Here is a 19,940-nt window from a genome sequence, read left to right as displayed (position 1 = left end):
ATATTCCATAAAAAACACACTTCTAAAAATCGCATTTTTCTATTCCATAATAGTCTTTGGCATCGTCTTTTTCACAAACTGGCGGTAAAAAAGGTAACCTGCCAGCGTAGTGATAGAATCCGTCACCGGAAAGGTGAGCCAGAAATAATTCAGTCCAAATCTTGAAAACAAGTACGCCAACGGAATAAACAAAAATACCGTTCTGATAATCGTCAAAATCGAACTTTTTACCGCATGTCCCAACGCCTGGAAAAATACAGGAAACGTCAGGGAACTTACCAGTGGAATAAAACTGATTCCAATAAAACGGAAAGCTACTTCACCAATACTGATAACTTTCGGATCATGTGAAAATACATGTAGCATCGGTCCCGGAATAGTTTCAAATAAAACAACGCCGATCATCATCAACGCAATTCCGAATATGATTGCCACCATCAAAGTCTTTTTGCATCGCTCATATTTGCCCGCCGCATAGTTATAACTTACCACCGGCACGATACAAGTCTGCATTGCACCCAATGGGATAAAGAAAAATGCCTGCCATTTATAATACAAACCAAGTACTGTTACCGCCTGATCTGAGAATGTTGCAAGAATCAGGTTTAAGCCAAATATGTAAAAAGTGTACGCTGCCTGCATCAAAATATTTGGAATTCCAAGTTTATAAATTCGCTTGATCTGGTGTGGGAATACCACAAGCGCTGGAATCTTACGAAAACCGCCTTTCATAACAATCAATGCCGCCGCGATTTGTCCCACAACCGTCGCTGTAGCAGCTCCACCGATTCCCATTTTCGGCAGACCGCATAAGCCGAAGATCAAAAGTGGATCCAACGCAATGTTTACAATTGCACCAATAATCTGCGCGATCATCGGCGTCCGCATATTTCCTTCTGCCTGATGCACTTTCGTCCAGACACTTTCCAGAAACAGTCCGATGCTGAGTACACAAACGATTCTTCCGTAAAGCACTACCATTGTAATGACTTCCTCGGAAGAAGTATTCATTCGCGCATATGCCGGCATCAGAAAGAAGCAGACTACCGCAAAAATCACCCACATCAAAAGTGCAAGCGGTGTGCCGATACCTGCCGTCTCGTCAGATCTTCTTTTTCTTCCGATTCCAAGGTTGTACGCCATTTCTGTGTTGATGCCGACACCGGTTCCCACCGCTAATGCGATCATCAGAAGCTGAATCGGGTAAATAATAGAGAGTGCCGTCAGTCCACTCTCTGAATAGCGTCCAACAAAAAAGCTGTCCACCACGTTATATAACGCCTGAATCAGCTGTGCCAGCATAACCGGAGGCGCCATTTTTAATAATATTTTTGAGATTTTCTCTGTTCCAAAAAAATCGTTATTCAACTTGTCCCCTCGCCTACTTTTACTTTATCTATTACCTGCTTGTCGCCTGCAAAAGCGGAAGCATCTTTTATATCGTATATACATCATCTAGCATGATAGTATATTTTTCGGGGAAAATCCAGTGTAAAATAAAAAAGATATTATTGCATGATTTTCCAAATCCAGTACACCAGTCCTAACAGCCAACTCGTAAAAATACCATATAAAATAACAGGTCCGCCAATGGAAAAAATCTGACTTCCGATTCCGAATACCTGACCTTCTTTTTTAAACTCAATAGCAGGAGCAGCCACACCATTTGCAAAGCCTGTAATTGGCACAAGCGCACCTGCGCCCCCAAATTTTGCAATAGTCGGATAGATGTTCCATCCGGTAAGAATTACACTGATTAACACCAGAATGAGACTCGTCCACTTTCCTGCGGTCAGTGTATCCATGCCACGACTCAGGCAAAAATTTGTAATTCCCTGTCCAATGCAACAAATAATACCTCCAACCAGAAAAGCTTTCAGCATATTCAAAGGTAAACTGTAGGTTGGTGTTACCTGACTGACATAAGCATCGTATGCATTTTTCCGCGCTTCTTTTTCTTCCTCAGTTTTGGCATCTTCTGCTTTTGAAATTTCCCGGATCAGCTCTTCTCTCGGCGTATTTTTGTAATCTGATTTTGTTTTTTTCTTATTATCATTCAAAATGTTAACCACCCTTCAGATTCTAATTTTTACTTTTCTTATACTGAGACAAATTTGTTAGTAATCTTCCCCTGCAAATACTTTTCCGCAACTCACCAAACTAAACTTTCTAATTCATAGACGAATATCAGAAAAATTTTCTATTATAAATCCTTTTTTCTTCTTATGCAATCCAGAAAAAATAAACCAGACCGCCCACGGTTTTTCCTACTGCAAAAGCTGTGATCAGAAATCCAAGTCCATTTTTCAAATTAGCTCTGCGAAACAATACCGGAAATACATTCAGTACTTCTGCCAGTGCCACCGCCAGGCAGCCTAAAAATACACCGGACGCCAATCCATAAACTACAAGAAACCATAAGCCAACCTGAAATGGAAGCTGCGGGAAAATTGCTAAAATACAGCCAAAGATTCCGCCAAAGATCAGTGCGTTTTCCAGTGCTGGCACATATGCTGCTACGCTTGTTTTTCCCGCTATGCGCGGCACCATGCCTAGACTTGCTACCAGTGCAAACACACCAGCTGCGACACCAATGCCAAATAATAGCCCCAATATTCCTAATACAATCTGATAGCCCCACATCTTGCACTTTCCTTCTTCCTGATATTACACATCATAATTTTTCCCTTTGCGACTGCTGGTTTCAATATACGTTGTATCCACATCCTGTTCATACTTACGCATTGCCACCTGAATCGGGGTCGGATCATCCGTGATTTTCTTATGTCCGACATGATTATAAAAGACCATGATTCCAATCGCCAGCCCAATACAAAAACAAATTTCCAGTGCACTAACACCAGTGTATGTCTGCCCTGTCACCCGTGTATACAATGCGGCAAATACCTTTGAAACCGACACGTCCTCTATGAACGTCATGATTGTAAATGCTGCCCCGAAAAACAGGATCACGCACACAATCGCCGTTTTGAAATACTGCACAGCTTTCTTTTCCGGATCAGGCACATAACGAATGACAAAATCCGGCTCACCAATGTTTTCAATTTCCAGAGTTGGATATTTTTCATGAATTTTCCGGATAATATATAAAACAGAAAAAACCTGCACGAAGCTGCTCTTTTTCTTTCCCTGAAAATGATAAATCTGCTCCTGCAGCACCTGACGGCGGATACCCACATCGGTGCACTCCACCGATGCGATATCCTGCAGTTTCACACTGCGTTCATATACAATACAATTTTGTTCCATCTTCAGATATAATGTCTGTCCCGAAGCACCCATATATTTCCTTTCCATCAAAACAGATTCTTATGACTGAGAATACATTTACAGCCCATTATTTTTACAAAAAAAGCCGAAACTCCCTTAACTTAGAAAAAACACATGTGCTCTGTTTCATTCTTACTTTTTATTTCTCCGCCGCGTCTTCAAAAACCGCCTGCGCGGATTCTTTCATCTCAGACACATCCTCTTTGATCTCGTTGGCTGCGTGACGCACTGCCTCTCCCGCATGTTTCCAGCTGTCCTTCATTTCATCCGCAGAATATTCCGCCGCAAATTTCAGTTCTTTTGCAATGTCTTCGCCCTGTTCTTTCATACAGCCACACGCCTGTTTTACTTTTTTCTTTTTGTCCTGCATCTTTTTTCCAAAACTCCCTTCTTCGTACATGTCCTCTCCTTTTAACCCGCACAAAAAATAAAAAACCGCTCCCGCGATCATGGCGATCACTACTAAACAGCAACACTTTTTCATCAATTTACAACACATGTAAATTTCCTCCTTCCAGACTATAAACATTTGGTTTATATGACTTTGTTTTGCTGTTAGTATGGAGCGATTTTTATTTATTATTCAGAGCTGAGCAATTTTCATTAAATGTATTTCAGTTACTTCATATAATAACGAACATTTATTACATTTTACAAATAGCTCTGAAAATTTATTTTTTTCATGTTATTTAATTTTTCAGTTTTCAGGCACAAAATAGTATATTTATAAATTCATCAGATCTTCCACTGTTCGGACTGCAACTGTGCCTGAATCATATCATGATAAATGCCATCCTCTTTTGCCAGTTCTGCCGGTCTTCCGTTCTGCGCCACATAACCGTCCTTCAACACAACAATTCGGTCTGCACCAGCCACAGTACGCATCCGGTGTGCAATGATCAGAACGGTCTTGTTCTGGATCAGTTTGGAAAGCGATGCCTGTATCAGAGATTCATTCTCCACATCCAATGAAGAAGAAGCCTCATCCAGTAAAATGATCGGTGCATCTTTCAGAAATGCTCTTGCAATGGAAATTCGCTGGCGTTCACCTCCAGAAAGTGCACTTCCGTTTTCTCCGATCATGGTCTGATAGCCATCCGGCATTTTTTCTGCAAATTCATCACAGTGTGCCAGTTTTGCCGCTGCCAGAACTTCCTCATCCGTGGCATCTTTTTTACCGATACGAATATTTTCCATGATCGTGTTGTTAAACAGCGTTACATCCTGAAATACGATAGAATACAGGGACATCAGCGTTTCCGGATCAACTTTGGAGACATCCATGCCGCCAACAGTAATCTTTCCGCTGTCCACGTCCCAGAAACGGGTAGCCAGACGGGAAATCGTTGTTTTTCCACCGCCGGATGGCCCGATTAGTGCCGTTACTTCACCCTGTTTTGCCGTAAAGGACACATCCTGCAACACTTTTTCACCTTTATTATAGGAAAAAGCTACATGCTCGAACTGAATATCACAGCCCTGATTGGACAATGTCTCAACACCGGTCTGTTCCTCACCGGACAAAATCTCATCCATGCGTCGGCACGGAATATCCGTTGCCAGAATCGCCGTCAGATTATCCAGAGACGTGGTCAGCGGATCATAAATTCTTGATACCACAAGCAATGCCACAAAATAATTCAGCACATCTATTTTTCCACCTGCCAGCAAAATTCCACCAACCAGCGCAGTCGTTGCGATACCGAATTTCAAAACCATACGGGCAGAACCATTAAACACTGCATTTCCCATCTCTGTAATCCAGGTCTGATGCTCCACTGCATCAATTTTGCGGTCTAATTCTTCCATATAACGCGCCTGCGCATTGTTTGCTTTCAGGTCACGTAATGTTTCTAGACACTCCTGAATCCCGTCCGCGCAGTCCATTTTCACTTTCTGCTGTTTTTCCAGTTTTTTACGCATTACACCGGAAGAACTGAGCACAATCCCAAAGGACACCGGAAGTACCCACAAACTCGCAATCGCCAGCCGCCAGTCAAATACAAACAGCGCAATGGCAATGAGAAACGTGGAAATAAAGGAACCAACCAGCTCCGGAATCCAGTGGGAGCACGCGGTTTCCAGTGTTGCGCCATCTGCCATGATTACACTGGTCAGATCTGCCAGATCTTTTTTCCCGAAAAAGGATAACGGCAATTTACGCAGTTTTTCTGCCAGAGTGATGCGGCGCACACCACTTTCTTCATATGTGGCAAAAAACGTCGCATTGTACTGAATTGCAGTCACGCAAAAAATCAAACCCAGACAGATGATGATTCCAACGGCATAAAAGACGCCTCTGCCTGCCAGCGTCTGATGTGTCAGCAGATCCCGCACAAGGAACATCAGCATCATGACAGGAAGCATCTGCACCAGATAACTTACCGTACACGCCGCAAATGCCTTACACATATCTTTTGCACCTTTTTCCGACAGTGCATATTTATGTTGTAAAAAATTAAGCATCTTTTTCACCTACCTTCCACTGTGCGGCTCGATTGTATTCCTGCCACATGTCCGCGTACAGTCCCTGCTGCTCCAAAAGCTGTGCATGAGTTCCCTGTGCGTCGATAGTTCCGTCCTTGATAACATAAATGCAGTCTGCATTGACGATCGTTGACAGACGATGCGCGATCATGATCAGTGTCTTGCCATTGGACAACCGCGCAAAGGCTTCCTGTACACGCACTTCATTATCCGGATCTGCAAAGGCGGTTGCCTCGTCCAAAATCAGGATGGACGCATTTTTCAGCATTGCCCGCGCGATGGAAATACGCTGTGCCTCGCCGCCGGATACATACACACCTTTGGCTCCGATCACCGTATCCACGCCCTCCGGGAATTTTGCCAGAATATCGTCACACTGCGCTTCGTGCAATGTCTGCAATACTTCTTCTCTTGTTGCCTCCGGTTTTCCAAGACGCACATTTTCCAAAATGGACATTTTCAGCAAATGAGAATCCTGAAATACGAACGAAACCGTGTTCATCAGCTCTTTTTCTGCAATCTCTTTTACCGGAACAGTTCCGATACGGAGTTCGCCTTTTGAAACATCATGGAAACGTGCGATCAGGCTTGCCAGTGTGGATTTTCCGCTTCCTGAAGGTCCAACCAGTGCCACATGACTTCCCGCCGGAATCGTCATGCTGATGTCTCTTAACACATTTTTTTCTGTATTTTGATAAGCAAACGTTACGTGATCCAGCTCAATAGAAGCATCCTTTGCAGTCTTCGGTTGATCTGCTACCGGCAATGGAGCACTCTGAAAAATGGCGTCCATACGCTGTAATGCGTCAGTCACTACCATCTCATTTTCGCTGGAATACATGATCTTGTTCAGCGTTACCGTAATGATCGAAGTGATGATAATGTAAAACAGCAGATTCAGCAGAAATTCCGGTGTCACACCGTGTCTCGTAAAAATCATGGCTCCCACGATCAGAAGTACAAATACCGCGTTGATCATGGTCATATAGCCCATCATCGGCAGACGCAGGTCCTTCGTATAAGAAATGACCCATTTCTGATAATTGTCAATGGCTGTCCGAAAACGGCGGAAAGAAAATACCGACTGTCCGAAGGTTTTTACCACCGGAATTCCTCTGACATATTCCACAGCCTCGTTGGACATATCTTCCAGAGAATCCTGATATTCTTTCATTTTGCGCTGCATTTTTTTTCCCGTCATGGAACTCATCACCAGAAAAGCGCCCACAACCGGAAGTAAGCTGAGCAGCCCCAGCCGCCAGTCAAATACAAGCAGCATGATCAGCAACGCAACTGGCGTCACGATCGCTCCGGCTTTGTCCGGCAGCTGGTGCGCCAGATAAGTTTCCGTGGAAGCACTTGTCTCATTTACGATCTTGCGCAGTCTGCCGCTTCCGTATTCACCGGTAAATCCAATTGGAAGCTCCATAATGTGATGCATCATTTCTTTTCGCAGATTTGCCTGCACACGGAACGCTGCCTTATGGGAACAAAACAGTGCCGCAATGTAGATCAGCATGGAAATCAGCGCAAAAATCACTGCCATCCAGCCGTTAAAACTGATGTGCTGCGCTTTGCTGTAATCGGGCATGACCTGCAGCACTTCACGAATAAGCCGCCAGATAAAAATAAACGGAAACAATGCTAAAATTGCACTGACCGCAGACAGCACCCAGGATATGTATGTCAGGTATCGATAAGAACCTGCATAACCCATCAGACGCTGTAGATTTGATGGTTTCTTCTCTTTTTTCACCAAACTCCCTCCTTCTATCTTTCATTTTATTTTTATTGATAGTAAATTGTCATTAGCAAATGCTAACCTGCCTGTAAAAAAACAGGATTTACAAATTTATTCTCACTGTTTCTGTAATCTATTAATCTGTAAATCCAAATATTTTCATCCAGCCAGCGGTATAAAACTCCCGCAGCTGACGCACATACTCATGTACTTTCTCCCGTGGCATGTCATGCACGATCAGTTCAAACATACTGCCGAACATTCCACTGGCGAGCATATGACACATCTCCGGATCGATCTCGTTGATTTCTTTACCGATGCGGCGCATCTGATCCATGAATTTGTAAGTAGATTCCACTTCCACCTCTACCATGTTATGAATAAAATGTGCGTAAGGCGTTCCCTCTGAACAGCAAAGAATCAGCTTAAACGCATCGTAATGATCATACATATAGTCCACACACCATTCCATACAGGAACCGGCTACATCCGAAAGATGTTCGCTCTGCTCCTCGCCTGAAAGCTGTTCAAAATTATCCTGTGCCTGCATAAAACAGCCCATGACAGCCGCCGCATGTTCTTCCACTAATGCCGCGAATAATGCTTCTTTATTGGAATAGTATCCATAAAAAGCCCCGGTCGTCACGCCTGCAGTTTTTACAATATTGCGCAGAGATGCACCTTGAAATCCTTTTTCCAAAAACTCTTGTTTTGCCGCTTCCAAAATTTTCTGCTGTGTTGCACTTTCTTCCAAATTTCTCATCTCCTTTTCCGCCTCTTTTTCACTGTCCCTTTTTATAACAGCGTTATATAACACTGTTATATTATCAATTTTCATATGCACTGTCAAGAAATTTTCAAGTAAAAACGCCAGCAGATTTTTAATCTGCTGACGCATTTACTTATCACTATAATGATATCTGCAAGCCAAAATATAAATCGTTGTATCATCAATCTTATAAATCAGACGATCCTTATCATTGATTCTTCTACTCCAATATCCAGATAATGTTCCTGTCAATGGTTCTGGCTTACCAATTCCTTCATTTCCATTCCGATCAATATCTTTAATCAGATTATTAATTTTTTTCAAGGTCTTTCTGTCCTCGGTCTGCCAGTAAACATAATCTGCCCATCCATTATCTGTAAATACTTTATTCATTCTCTTCTACCTCAGACAGCTCATGAGATGAAAATTTCTTTCCTTCCAGCTGAGCCTTAGACTCCATCAACCAGTCATAATTAGCCTTATTTCCCATAACATAAATATTTTCCATCAGATTGTTATATGCTTCCTCTGACATCATCACAACATTTTTGTTATTTTTTCTTGTAACAATCATTGTTTCATAATCGTCAGTTATCTGATCCATGTAACTTTTCATGTTATCCCTTAAATTTGTATAATTAACAGCTAACATAATGTTTCACCTCCGTACGGTTTTCTGTACTTATATTATATTGTACAGGAAACTGTACGTCAAGTGTTATAAGCAACTTTTTACTAATTTACACAAAAAATCCGGCTCCGGGAAATTCCCGAAACCGGATTTTTAATTCATTTGCTTAGGAAGTAAAGACGCTTATTATACTCTTACTTTTCCATTTACAACTTTATAAGTTTTACCGTTTGATTTAACAGTTCCGTTGTAAGAGAAATCTACTTTACCACCTTTGATGTACCACCAGCCGTTGCTGTTCTGTGCAATACCGTTGAAGTTGAAGTTTACTTTACCGTTTTCAATTCTCCACCAGCCGTTTGTGTTTTTTGCTACTCCCGTATAGGAGAAATCTACTTTACCGCCGCGGATGTACCACCAGCCGTTCTCGTTTTTCTCTACGCTGTTGCAGTTGAAATCTACTTTACCGTTTACGATTCTCCACCAGCCGTTTGCATTTTTTGCTACTCCTGTGTAGGAGAAATCTACTTTGCCGTTTGTGATCTTCCACCAGCCGTTCTCGTTCTTGGCTACTGTATTTGCGGAAAAATCTACTTTACCATTGCGGATAATCCACCAGCCGTTCTCGTTCTTAGCTACGGTGTTTGCGGAAAAGTCTACTTTACCACCACGGATGAGCCACCAGCCATTCTCATTTTTAGCTACTGTGTTTGCTTTAAAATCAACTTTGCCGTTCTTTACATACCACCAGCCGTTTACGTTCTTAGCAACTGTTGTTACGTTTGTAGCGATCTCGCCATTTACATAATAGTACCAGTTTCCGTCTGCTGCTTTGGAGTTTGCAAGACCTGTAAATTTGTTTGCTTTTTCAAGAGCTGCAATAGCTGCATTTAAATGTGCTGTAGACTCATCTACGCTTTCCTGACTTGTTTTGCCTTTTGCAGCATTTGCAAGATCGTCCTGTGCTTCTTTCAGTTCTGCCTCCAGATCACTCCAGGTTTTTTCTGTGTAATCGTCTTTATTCAAAGCTTCTGCTGCTTTGATTGCTGCTTCCAGTTTGCTTGTGTCACTTACCGGTGTTGCAGTATGAATATCATCTGCAGTCACATTTACTTCTACATTTGTATCTGCATAACCAAGTGCATGAATAGTCACTACCCATTTTCCTGTTCCGTCAGTTCCTTCCGGAAGCTGGCATCTTAAGGAATCTGTCAGTCCGAGCTGAATTCCCATCATTTTATGCATCCAGTTATCCGCTGCAAATTTTGTTCCATATGTTGCAATAGCTTTATCGCCATTGCCATAATATGTCCACTCTACAGACTGCATTGCTGCTCCGAGATCACCATAGTTCTCAGTCAGATCCACACGGAGAAAATCACCAAATTTGCTGCTGCTTACAACTTCTACACCCATTTTAGCTGTGTCTGCTGTCTTTAATTCCGTATCTTTCAATCCGGATGTTGTGCCAATTGCTGCTGCTCCAAAACTGAAGCTTCCGTCTGCACTCATGGAAACAGTTTTCAGGCCATTTGTATTGGCATCTACAGCTGCAACTGCTTCATAACTCTTCAGATTATTCTCAGAATATCCGCCAGACAGTTTTTCACCATTTTCTACTACACTGTAAGCTTTTTTGAACGCTTCCAGATTTTTTGTTTTTACTTTTACCGGAACATATTTGATTCCTTTGATCACATAATGATCGTATGTAGCATTTTTTCCATCTACTGTTAATGTCGTAATACCTGTTTTTCTGTCAGATGCTTTTACAAGTGTCTTTCCATCTTTTAAAATTGCGGTATTTGCATCTGTCCAGGAAACTGGCTCATACTCATTTCCATCTGTGTCATAGATCACGACATCCTGCTGGAAACTTCCTCTGTGGAGACCGTGGTTTGCTGTCGCACGGGTAACAACGTCAAATGCGCCTTTATCATACTCACCGTTTGTATCCATTGTATCAGAAGATAATGTAGATCCTGCATTCTGAACATTCTCTGCTGCATAGTACTCAGCATAAGAAAGAGATGCATATACATAAGTGTATTCCGGAACTACATAAGTAAATGTGAAATCATTTGCATATCCGGTTGCTTTTACAGAAACAGTAAACTCATCTCCCGGCTTTGCATCTTTAAACGGAGTTGCTGACTCATTTAAAGAGCCGTCTTTGTTGATGATCGTAACAGATTTTTTTCCGGATGCAGCATAATCTTTGCCATTTACATTGACACTTTTAATATTTTTAATGTAAGCACTCAGATCATCTGCTGCTGCATCTTTTGCAGCAACAAGACTGTCACTTGCATTGTCATAGGCTGCTACTGCTTTGTCTGTTGTCAGTTCAAATGTTGCAGAAAGATCTGCGTATTTACCACTCTTATCTGTAATTTTCAAAGTATACTGTCCAACTGCAGCACTCTTATCAAAGCTTAATACACCATCTTTTACAGAAACATTATTCAGTCCGTCCACACTGTATACCGCATCATAATCAGATGGCAATCCTGTAATAGCTACTGTTGTCTTTCCTGCATCAGCAGAAGCATTCTCAACTGCTACTGTATTTGCAAATTTTACCGGAACATACTGGTTCATTGGGATGTTATATACACCGGCATCTGTGTAATAAGTAACATTATTGATAGTCTGTCCCATCATGGATACATAGTCTGCATAAGAAAGCTGGCAGCCATGTGACTCTGTTACAAATCCCGTACTCCATGCGAGTTCTGTTTTTTTCCAGATATTCTCCACATGACGTAATCCGTAGCTGTCACCCTCTTTTGTGCTGATTGTGACACCGTATACCGTATTGATATTTTTCGGAAGTCCTTCAATATCAAGCTGATAATCACCATATTTCGTAGAAGTAGATAATGTACCGTTTGCATTATCTAACGTTGTTGCAGAAGATGTCTTCACTGCTCCAAAGCTGAGTGCTCCGTCCTTGTTTACAGTAAGCTCTTTATAGTAAGATGGAGCTTCGCTGAGTACATAATAGGAGTAATCTGCACTTTCAAACAATGCATCTTTTCCCACATAAGTTGTGGTAGACTCTTTTCCCTTGATACTTGTAGTAATCTCAACTTTACTCTCATCTGTAATCTGCGTATATTTTCCTGTCAATGCTGCCAGATCACTTACTTTTACAGGGAATGTGATACCACTGATATCTGATCCGTCATTGTTTACATGATAGGAACCGGCTGCCAGGGATGCTCTGGTTTTCATCTTTGTTGCGGATGAAACTGCATCTACATCGGAATCACCCTCTGCTGCATAAAATGCTGCATATGGAATGTTCATCAGAACATAAGCTTCCTGTTTCACATCCTCTTTCTTTGCTTCTTCAAATTTAGAAAGAGCCTCTTTTGCAGCATCTTTTACTGCTGTTCTTGTAATTGTAGCACCTGATTTTGTATCATATCCATTTGCAGTAAACCAGTTATCAATACTTTCCTGTGTTGCCGGCTGTCCAACCAGAGCTTTGATTCCCATATCCGGTTTTTTTGTTGTTCCATTCACTGCTTTTTCAAAATATGTTTTACTTCCAAAATCTCCCGATGCCTCATATCCATTCGTCGGAGTTACCAGAAATTCTTTAAATTTTCCGTCCTCAACAGTCACTCCGACAGTCACATCATAACTGTTCCACTCGTCATCTGATTCTACATGTGTAGTTGCATTATTTATGCCATCTGCCGCTACCTGACTTTTGGTTACTGCAAATGCAGCAGTCGGGTAGGTGCTCATAAATGTAGCTGCTGCAAGAATTGCTGCTACTACTTTCATTGAAAGTTTCTTTCTTCTCATAAATTCCTCCTTATATTTTTCATTTTCAAAATCAAAAATATCATCCGATTGTACCAACAAACTTTTCCTCTAACTCATCTTAGCAATGAGCAATTTCCATTAGCACTATCTAACGGCGGTTATGATAGCATTAGTTTCAGTTAACGTCAACACACTTTTTTCACATTCCCTTTTATTGAAATACTTTCTCATTAATATCGAACGTCTTTTCTCATTAACCATGTTTATTGATAATCCTTTCTCTTAACATCAAAAAGAGAGTAAATCCCTGTTTTAAGATTTACTCTCTTTCATTTTTGATAAATTTCAGAAGTAAAGCGGACATTCGCAATCCGCTTTCGCTACTTGCTCAAGTGAAAAGCAACTGAAAATCTGTCTGTAATTTACCATAATATCTTTTTGTTATTTTACGACTTTTCCTCCACGGATCGTATAAGTTTTATGATTATATTTTACTTTTCCGTTATAGTTGAAATTCACTTTTCCGTTCTGTAAATACCAGGATCCGTTCTGGTTGCTTGCGATTCCGGTAAAGTTGAAGTTCACTTTTCCGTTTTCAATTCTCCACCAGCCATTTGCATTTTTTGCTACTCCTGTGTAGGAGAAGTCTACTTTACCGCCACGGAGATACCACCAGCCATTTTCGTTTTTCTCTACGCTGTTGCAGTTGAAATCAACTTTGCCGTTTACGATTCTCCACCAGCCATTCTCATTTTTTGCAATGCCTGTGTAACCGAAATCCACTTTACCGTTTGTGATCTTCCACCAGCCATTTTCGTTCTTGGCTACGGTATTTGCTGAGAAGTCTACTTTTCCTCCTCGGATGTACCACCAGCCGTTCTCATTCTTCGCTACGGTATTTGCTGAGAAGTCTACTTTTCCACCGCGGATAATCCACCAGCCGTTCTCATTCTTCGCTACGGTATTTGCTGAGAAATCTACTTTTCCATTCTTTACATAGTACCAGCCGTTTACGTTCTTAGCAACAGTTGTCACATTTGTTGCAACTTTTCCATTTACATAATAGTACCAGTTTCCATCAGAAGCTTTCTCATTTGCAAGTCCGTCTGCATGTGTCGGAGCTACAGGAGTTACTGCTTTTTTCTCAAGTTTTGCTGTTGCTTCTATGATTGCATTTGCATAAGCATCTACCTCTGACTGCTGACTTGCTTTCTTACTGTAATCAACCGTTTCCAGTACTCTCTGCAAGTTTGCAACACTCTCCTCTGTGTAAACACTCAGATCATCCGGAATTGCGTCAATTGCATCGTATACTTTACTGTAATCTGCTTCTGTTTCTTCTGCTGTAACTTTGATCTGTGCATCCTGATAATTATCACTTACGATGGTCAGTGTATATTCCGTTCCTGCTGTCAGTTCTTTTTCCAGTGTAAGATCCAGTGCATCTAACTTGCCTTCTGCTACCGTTACACTTCCTCTTCCCTGGCGAACAGATAATGTATAAGTCGGATTCTCCAGGTCTTCCAGAGATACATTTTTCAATGCGATTCCAATGTAATTACCTTTTACAGTCGCTTCCATTTCCACAGTTGAGTAAGTTGCTTTGACTTTTTCTGTCAGCTCACTGATCAGTTCTGCTGCGTCTGCAGATGCCGCTTCTTTATTTGCGATCATTTCTTCCGCTTCTGCTACATGCTCTTTCAAATCCGCATTGTTCTCATATCCGTTTGTTGCTTTTGCTTTGTCTACCCATTTCTGAAGCTCTGTCACCTGATCTGCTACAATTGGTGTGGACATTGTTCTTGTAATTTCCGGATAATTTGAACTGCTGATAGTCAGTGTGTAGGTTGTTCCTGCTTCCGGTGCTTTACTCAATGTTACTTTTCCGTCTTTGATCTCAGCGTTTGTTGCTAAACCGCCGGATACAGAAATTTTCACATTTTCCAAATCAGATGGAATACCACTGATGCTCAGCTCTGTAGAATCATTATCGATGGCATACTGTAAATTACTCAGATCACCTGCATAATATTTTGTCAGTTCCAGACCGTTCTCACCGCAAGGCACTTCAATAGTTCCAAGATCTGTAATCAATGTGATGCTCTTTAAAGTTGCACCATTCATATCGCTGAACTGATAAAACTCATCGCCTGCGCCATGTCCACGTTTCAGGCCCTGACCTTCTTTGATGGACCACGCGATCTCCACATTCGGTCTCTTTGTTCCAAGCCACAGATTTTCCAGACAAGTCATTCCATAAGTTTTTCCCTCTGTGGTATTCAGGATTGCTCCGTAAAGGGCATATGGTGTTGTCTCATTCTCACCTGTTTTTAAAGTGCCGTCTGTTCCAAGTCCGTCTAGTGTAACCTGATAATCACCGTAACCTGCATTCAGGTCAAGTTCTCCAACTGTGATATAGTTGCCGGAAACAGATGCTTCCTGAAGTTTGCTGAAGCTGTATGTTCCATCTGCATTGACTGTCATGGTGCTGAATGCTGCCGGAGCGGTATCCAGATCTGTCATGTAATAATTGTCATTTGCTGTCAGATTTTCTGCTTTCAGTGCTTCGTAAGTCTCTTCCGGAACTGCAACTGCCATGGTCACGCCCATGATATATTTACCGTTGTTGTAGGTTCCTTTTGCAAGACTTGTTGTGCCTTTAAACTTATTGGTTGTCGCTGTGGAAACAGCATCTAAACCATTCTCAACCTGCCAAACAGCTTTGTCTGTCAGATTGTAAGCTGCGTAAAAGTCTGTGTACGGTACGTTCATGGTCACGTATTTTACTTTAACTGCTTCTGGTGCTTCGTTAATAGCACTATCTACTGCTGTTAGAATTGCCTTTGATGTGCATGTTGCTCCAGATTTTGCGTCAACACCAGTAGTACCATTCTGGGCGATAATTTTATCTTTTAATTCTGTCATCGCCTCCGTTGAGAGCTTTTTATTTTTCTTTATTTCGGTGCTATCTGCACCATCTACATAAAACTGATTTTCCTCTGAAAAAGCTACATCTGTGATTTTGCCATCGGCAACGGTCACATCTACACTGATCGGATAATTTGTGAAATCCTCATCCTCATCTGCTACAACCGTAGCGGTTCCTGTGTAAGTGCCATCTTTTGTCTTTGTTACACTGGATGCTGCAAGAGCGCTCACCGGCATTGTTCCGGCTGTCATTGCTACCACCATGGCTCCAGCTAATGCTTTTGTCAGAAACTCTCTTCTCTTCTTCATGTTATCCTCCTTTTCCTTCTTTGCGATGATTCGTACCTGCCCTTGTAAATTTGCCTGGCTCCGAATTATTGCAAAAAAATAGACTCCACCCATGTATGCGTCCTGTGCCGCATGCGGGAGAAGTCTCTACCAAGTCCACGACCAGATGTTACTCTGTACCGTGAATTTCAATATTTGGTTTTGTGTTTTATTAGTGTTTTATTAGTGTTTCCTAACGACAGTTACTATATCATTACAACTTTGGATTTGTCAACAGCTTTTTTCAACTTTTTCGTTATTGAATTTCTTTCTCATTTTCGTTTTTTGTTTAAAATATAGACTATCGGTTCTTCAAAACGTAAATGAAAAATGGAGAAATTTATCTCAACGAACGATTAAGCGAACGACTGAGTTTCACAAGGTTTTGCGCGAGTGGGAGACGACCAGCTTTTATAGGAGTCGAGAACGAGCGCGATGAAACCGCCGTGAAACGAAGGTAGTGAACGTCTAGTGAGTGAGATAAATTTCTCCATTTTTCTTTTATTTATAAACCGACAAACTTGAACAGTATCAGTAAAATTACGGCACGAAGCACCGTATACCAGATCTCATTGCCTTTCAGTGCACGAATCCCCGTATGTATATTTCCCTTCGGGCAGGTATCAATACACTTCTGACACTGAAAACAATCTCCTGACAATTCCGGTGCCGTATCCGGCGCCAGCTCAATATCCGACGGACACTTCATCGTACAAGCCCGGCATCCCTTGATACACTCAGACCGGTCTCTGCGCAGGGTAGAAAACGGCAATACCGGCAGAATAGAAAATACTGCTCCCATCGGGCACAGAACACGGCAAAAAAACCGTTCCTGAAAGCACATGCCAATAACGATCAGCACCAGAAATACCACGCCAAGGGTATAGCCACCCAATTTGAAATTACGCGCATGCAGCATGGAAAATACATCCCACGGACTGAATCCCTTCGCCTTGCTGTATACACCCGTAAAACATGTCACAGCAATGATCGCCAACACGAAATATTTCACTACCTGCAGTTTTTTCACAACTGCCGCTTTCATGGTGATCGGTTTCTTTTTCAGTTTTTTGCAGATAAACACATAAAGTGCCCGCACTGCATCACCCAAACTTCCGAAAGCACAGGCAAATCCACAGAAGAATCTGCCAAACACGATTGTGTATACACACAGCACGATCAATGCTGCCACAAAGGAAGTCACCTCCAGATGTGTTTTTGCTCCCATCTGGGTAAAAATGTATTTGACGCCGTTAAACGCCGCTGTATAGGCAGACGGAATAAACAGAAAATACAATAACTGTATCACTGCCCGCACCCACACATGAATTTTTTTCATGGTCTTTTTATTCGGTTGTTTCACTAATTGGTACCGCCTTTCTCAAGCGCCTGTGCCGTCGCATTTTTGATACCGGTGGAGCTGAACGTTGCGCCACTGATCGTATCTACATCTGCACTCTGTGCGTCTATGATTTCCGGAATAATATCTTTTGCCATGGTCAGATAAGCACTATCCTCTTTTTCTGCAGACAAAATCTCTACGTCTGTGATCTTGCCATCTGCAATGGTTACTTCCACGGTAATATCACCGCCAAATCCTGTGGCCGTTCCCTGATATGTTCCATCTGTATAATTGCCGCCGTTTACGCCAGCTTCCGCAGCAAGCTCCGCACTCTGACGGTCTGCTTCTGCTTTTGCTTCCGCATCAATCTTTTCATGCGCCAACGTAACGTGATTGTAGCCAAACAATGCCGCTACGATCATACATACATTGACAATACGAATCATAAACTTTTTCATATTTTCCTGTTTCTATCCTTTACTTATTCTGTCTCCAGGAGCTGTTCCTGTGCTGCCTCCTGCGGATCGTTTTCCGGGTCTGTCAGTTCTGTATCTGCGTTACCAGTTTCATCGGTTCCATCCGGCATTTTCACATCTGCCAGATTTTTCTGATCATCTTTCTGCTCCAAAAATTTTGCACGCGCCTGATTTAAGGCTTCTTTGCATGCATCTTTCAATGCTTTGGAAGAACAGGTTGCTCTGGAAACCACATCCACATTCGCAATCGCTTCATTCATGGTTGTTTCTGCATTTTCTTTTGACATATCAATGGTTGCAAGACCGATGATCTGGCTAATAATACCAACATTATTGGATCTTCCATTTGCAGCCCAGTTAATGTATCTGTCATTGCTGCTGTCTCCATCACCAGAAACATTACTGATTGCCGTAATCTTATCGCCTTTTACAGTAATCGTAGCAGTCAAATTGTAAGCATCAAAATCCTCACTTTCATCTGGCTCACACTTTACAGTCACTGTATAACTGCCATCGGCATAATAAGTCGGAGCATTTGTGTTGGAATCATCCGGCTTCTCTGTACTTCCGTTGTTATTACTGTTATTGTTGTTTCCGGTATTGCCATTGTTATTTCCGGAATTGTTATTATTCTGGTTTCCATTATTGGAATTATTTCCGTTAGACGGATTTGCTGCTGCTTTTGCAGACTCCAGCGCTGCTTTAACCGCGTTGATGATACCGTTAGAGCTGTAGGTTGCTCCGGACACAACATCTACACCTGTTGTCTGATTTTTCACAATATTATTGACCACTGCACGGGCACGATTGAAAAATGCCGCATCGTCTTCATTTTCCAGAATCTGTACGGACTGGATCGTATGATTTTTCAGCACGATAGCTACCTTGACATCTCCCAGATATCCTTCTGCGGTTCCATAATAAGTTCCATCCGGATACGGGAAATTTCCGGATACAGATGGTGTCAGCGCAGACTGATTCTGCTGATTGTTCTGCTCTGTATTTTCTGTGGATGCCGGTACTGTGCTTCCGTCTACTGCCGCCTGTGCCAATGCGTTACGAACCGCATTGATGATACCTACGGAACTGTAAGTTGCTCCGGACACAGTATCTACATTCGTGCTCTGAGAAGATACGATTTTCCCGGTAATGGCAGATGCTTTGGAAATATAGCTGCTGCCGTCAGAAGTGGATACGATCTCGATGGACGCAATCTTACCACCGCTGATCACAACTTTTACTTTGATCGGACCTGCAAAACCGGTGGCACTGCCGTAATAAGTTCCGTCTTTGTATGCCGCTGCATCTGCAACCTGCGCTACCGTTGTAGAACCTTCTCCTTTGCCCGGATTCTCTGCTGTTTTTCCGCTGTCTTTCTCACCGGTCAGCGCATTTTTTACCGCACTGATGATGCCTCTGGAACTGTAGGTCGCGCCGGACACTACATCTACGTCCAGGTTCTGGGACTGAATGATCCGGTCAATGACTCCTTTGGCACGATTGAAAAATGCTGCATCGTCCGCTTCTACATTCAGAACCGTAATCGCAACAATTTTTTTATCTTTAATCTCTACCGCAACTGTAATCTTTCCTGCAAAACCGGTTCCGGTTCCTTCATAAATGCCATCCGGCAGATCAAATACCTGACCTTCCAGAGCCGTTTCTTCTGCAGTATCCTCCGCAGTTGTATCAGCGCTCTCTGTCTTTGGGGATGGTTTCTGTACCGCATATACTTTTGGTGAGTAAGCTGCCACGGATGCGCCTGCGCAGGCTACTACCAGCAGCGCGGATAATGCCGGCGCCATGGTACTTAAGTTTATCTTCTTTTTCTGATTCTTCGGATCCAGATTTTCCGGATCAACTTCCGTCTTCTTATCTTTCTTCATAGTCTCTCTCCTGACCTTTTATAACATTGCTTTCACATGATTGTTGGAAACACTTTGTGCTTTACCGGATTTTTCCGGCAAAGACTACAGGAAAATGTGCTTTCACACATTCTCGCAAATAAAAAATGCCATGATATCGTACATTAGCATCTTCTAACGCACGTTATCATAGCATCACTTTTTTTTTAAATCAAATCATTTTTCTCTATTTTCTCAATAACTGTCACTATTGAGAATTTTTGTGCAATTTCCTCCGTTTTTTCTCAATAGTTCTGGTAAGTC

At 42.2% G+C, this 19,940-nt stretch carries 15 protein-coding genes; all 15 read right to left on the bottom strand.

Going from position 1 to position 19,940, the window contains the following annotated elements:
* Positions 1 to 39 precede the first annotated feature (39 nt).
* The 15 genes from DXB15_RS09415 to DXB15_RS16950 all read right to left on the bottom strand — a co-directional run bounded on the left by DXB15_RS09415 (position 40) and on the right by DXB15_RS16950 (position 19,658).
* Positions 40 to 1,368 (bottom strand): MATE family efflux transporter, encoded by a 1,329-nt coding sequence (locus DXB15_RS09415; protein WP_242979819.1) that lies wholly within the window; start codon positions 1,366 to 1,368, stop codon positions 40 to 42.
* 140 nt (positions 1,369 to 1,508) lie between these two features.
* Positions 1,509 to 1,991, bottom strand: a complete 483-nt coding sequence (locus tag DXB15_RS09410) for a SpoVA/SpoVAEb family sporulation membrane protein (protein WP_333491060.1) — start codon at positions 1,989 to 1,991, stop codon at positions 1,509 to 1,511.
* A 232-nt stretch (positions 1,992 to 2,223) separates the two neighbouring features.
* The gene (locus DXB15_RS09405) at positions 2,224 to 2,643 is read right to left on the bottom strand and encodes a stage V sporulation protein AB (RefSeq protein WP_118702802.1); all 420 of its coding nucleotides are present in this window, start codon (positions 2,641 to 2,643) and stop codon (positions 2,224 to 2,226) included.
* 24 nt (positions 2,644 to 2,667) lie between these two features.
* Entirely contained in the window at positions 2,668 to 3,318 is a 651-nt protein-coding gene (locus DXB15_RS09400) for a stage V sporulation protein AA (RefSeq protein WP_243115624.1), read from the bottom strand.
* A 112-nt stretch (positions 3,319 to 3,430) separates the two neighbouring features.
* Positions 3,431 to 3,790, bottom strand: a complete 360-nt coding sequence (locus tag DXB15_RS09395) for a hypothetical protein (protein WP_118702800.1) — start codon at positions 3,788 to 3,790, stop codon at positions 3,431 to 3,433.
* A 236-nt stretch (positions 3,791 to 4,026) separates the two neighbouring features.
* Positions 4,027 to 5,757: an ABC transporter ATP-binding protein gene (locus DXB15_RS09390; RefSeq protein WP_118702799.1), complete on the bottom strand. Its 1,731-nt coding sequence runs from the start codon at positions 5,755 to 5,757 to the stop codon at positions 4,027 to 4,029.
* Positions 5,750 to 7,495, bottom strand: a complete 1,746-nt coding sequence (locus DXB15_RS09385) for an ABC transporter ATP-binding protein (protein WP_118702851.1) — start codon at positions 7,493 to 7,495, stop codon at positions 5,750 to 5,752. The genes DXB15_RS09390 and DXB15_RS09385 overlap by 8 nt, the downstream gene beginning before the upstream one ends.
* 160 nt (positions 7,496 to 7,655) lie before the next feature.
* Positions 7,656 to 8,282, bottom strand: a complete 627-nt coding sequence (locus DXB15_RS09380) for a TetR/AcrR family transcriptional regulator (RefSeq protein ID WP_243115623.1) — start codon at positions 8,280 to 8,282, stop codon at positions 7,656 to 7,658.
* Positions 8,283 to 8,417: 135 nt separating this feature from the next.
* A complete protein-coding gene (locus DXB15_RS09375; protein WP_109215374.1) occupies positions 8,418 to 8,681 on the bottom strand; it encodes a Txe/YoeB family addiction module toxin in 264 nt (87 codons plus the stop codon).
* Complete coding sequence (locus tag DXB15_RS09370; RefSeq protein ID WP_118702798.1) at positions 8,674 to 8,940, bottom strand: type II toxin-antitoxin system Phd/YefM family antitoxin; 267 nt, start codon at positions 8,938 to 8,940, stop codon at positions 8,674 to 8,676. The genes DXB15_RS09375 and DXB15_RS09370 overlap by 8 nt, the downstream gene beginning before the upstream one ends.
* 165 nt (positions 8,941 to 9,105) lie before the next feature.
* Positions 9,106 to 12,738 carry a penicillin-binding Tp47 domain C-containing protein gene (locus DXB15_RS09365; RefSeq protein WP_147404794.1) on the bottom strand — a complete coding sequence of 1,211 codons (3,633 nt, stop codon included), beginning with the start codon at positions 12,736 to 12,738 and terminating at the stop codon, positions 9,106 to 9,108.
* 402 nt (positions 12,739 to 13,140) lie between these two features.
* Entirely contained in the window at positions 13,141 to 15,936 is a 2,796-nt protein-coding gene (locus DXB15_RS09360) for an FMN-binding protein (protein WP_158582235.1), read from the bottom strand.
* A gap of 523 nt (positions 15,937 to 16,459) precedes the next feature.
* Positions 16,460 to 17,317: a 4Fe-4S binding protein gene (locus DXB15_RS09355; RefSeq protein WP_242979821.1), complete on the bottom strand. Its 858-nt coding sequence runs from the start codon at positions 17,315 to 17,317 to the stop codon at positions 16,460 to 16,462.
* Positions 17,317 to 17,754: an FMN-binding protein gene (locus DXB15_RS09350; RefSeq protein WP_118702795.1), complete on the bottom strand. Its 438-nt coding sequence runs from the start codon at positions 17,752 to 17,754 to the stop codon at positions 17,317 to 17,319. The genes DXB15_RS09355 and DXB15_RS09350 overlap by 1 nt, the downstream gene beginning before the upstream one ends.
* Before the next feature lie 23 nt (positions 17,755 to 17,777).
* On the bottom strand, positions 17,778 to 19,658 hold the full coding sequence (locus tag DXB15_RS16950) for an FMN-binding protein (RefSeq protein ID WP_158582234.1): 1,881 nt from the start codon (positions 19,656 to 19,658) through the stop codon (positions 17,778 to 17,780).
* Positions 19,659 to 19,940 lie beyond the last annotated feature (282 nt).

Origin of the sequence: Roseburia sp. OM02-15 (genome assembly GCF_003481835.1) — a bacterium.
In the GTDB taxonomy this organism is placed as follows: domain Bacteria; phylum Bacillota; class Clostridia; order Lachnospirales; family Lachnospiraceae; genus Eubacterium_I; species Eubacterium_I ramulus_A.
This window is presented reverse-complemented; position numbering and strand designations above follow the sequence as displayed.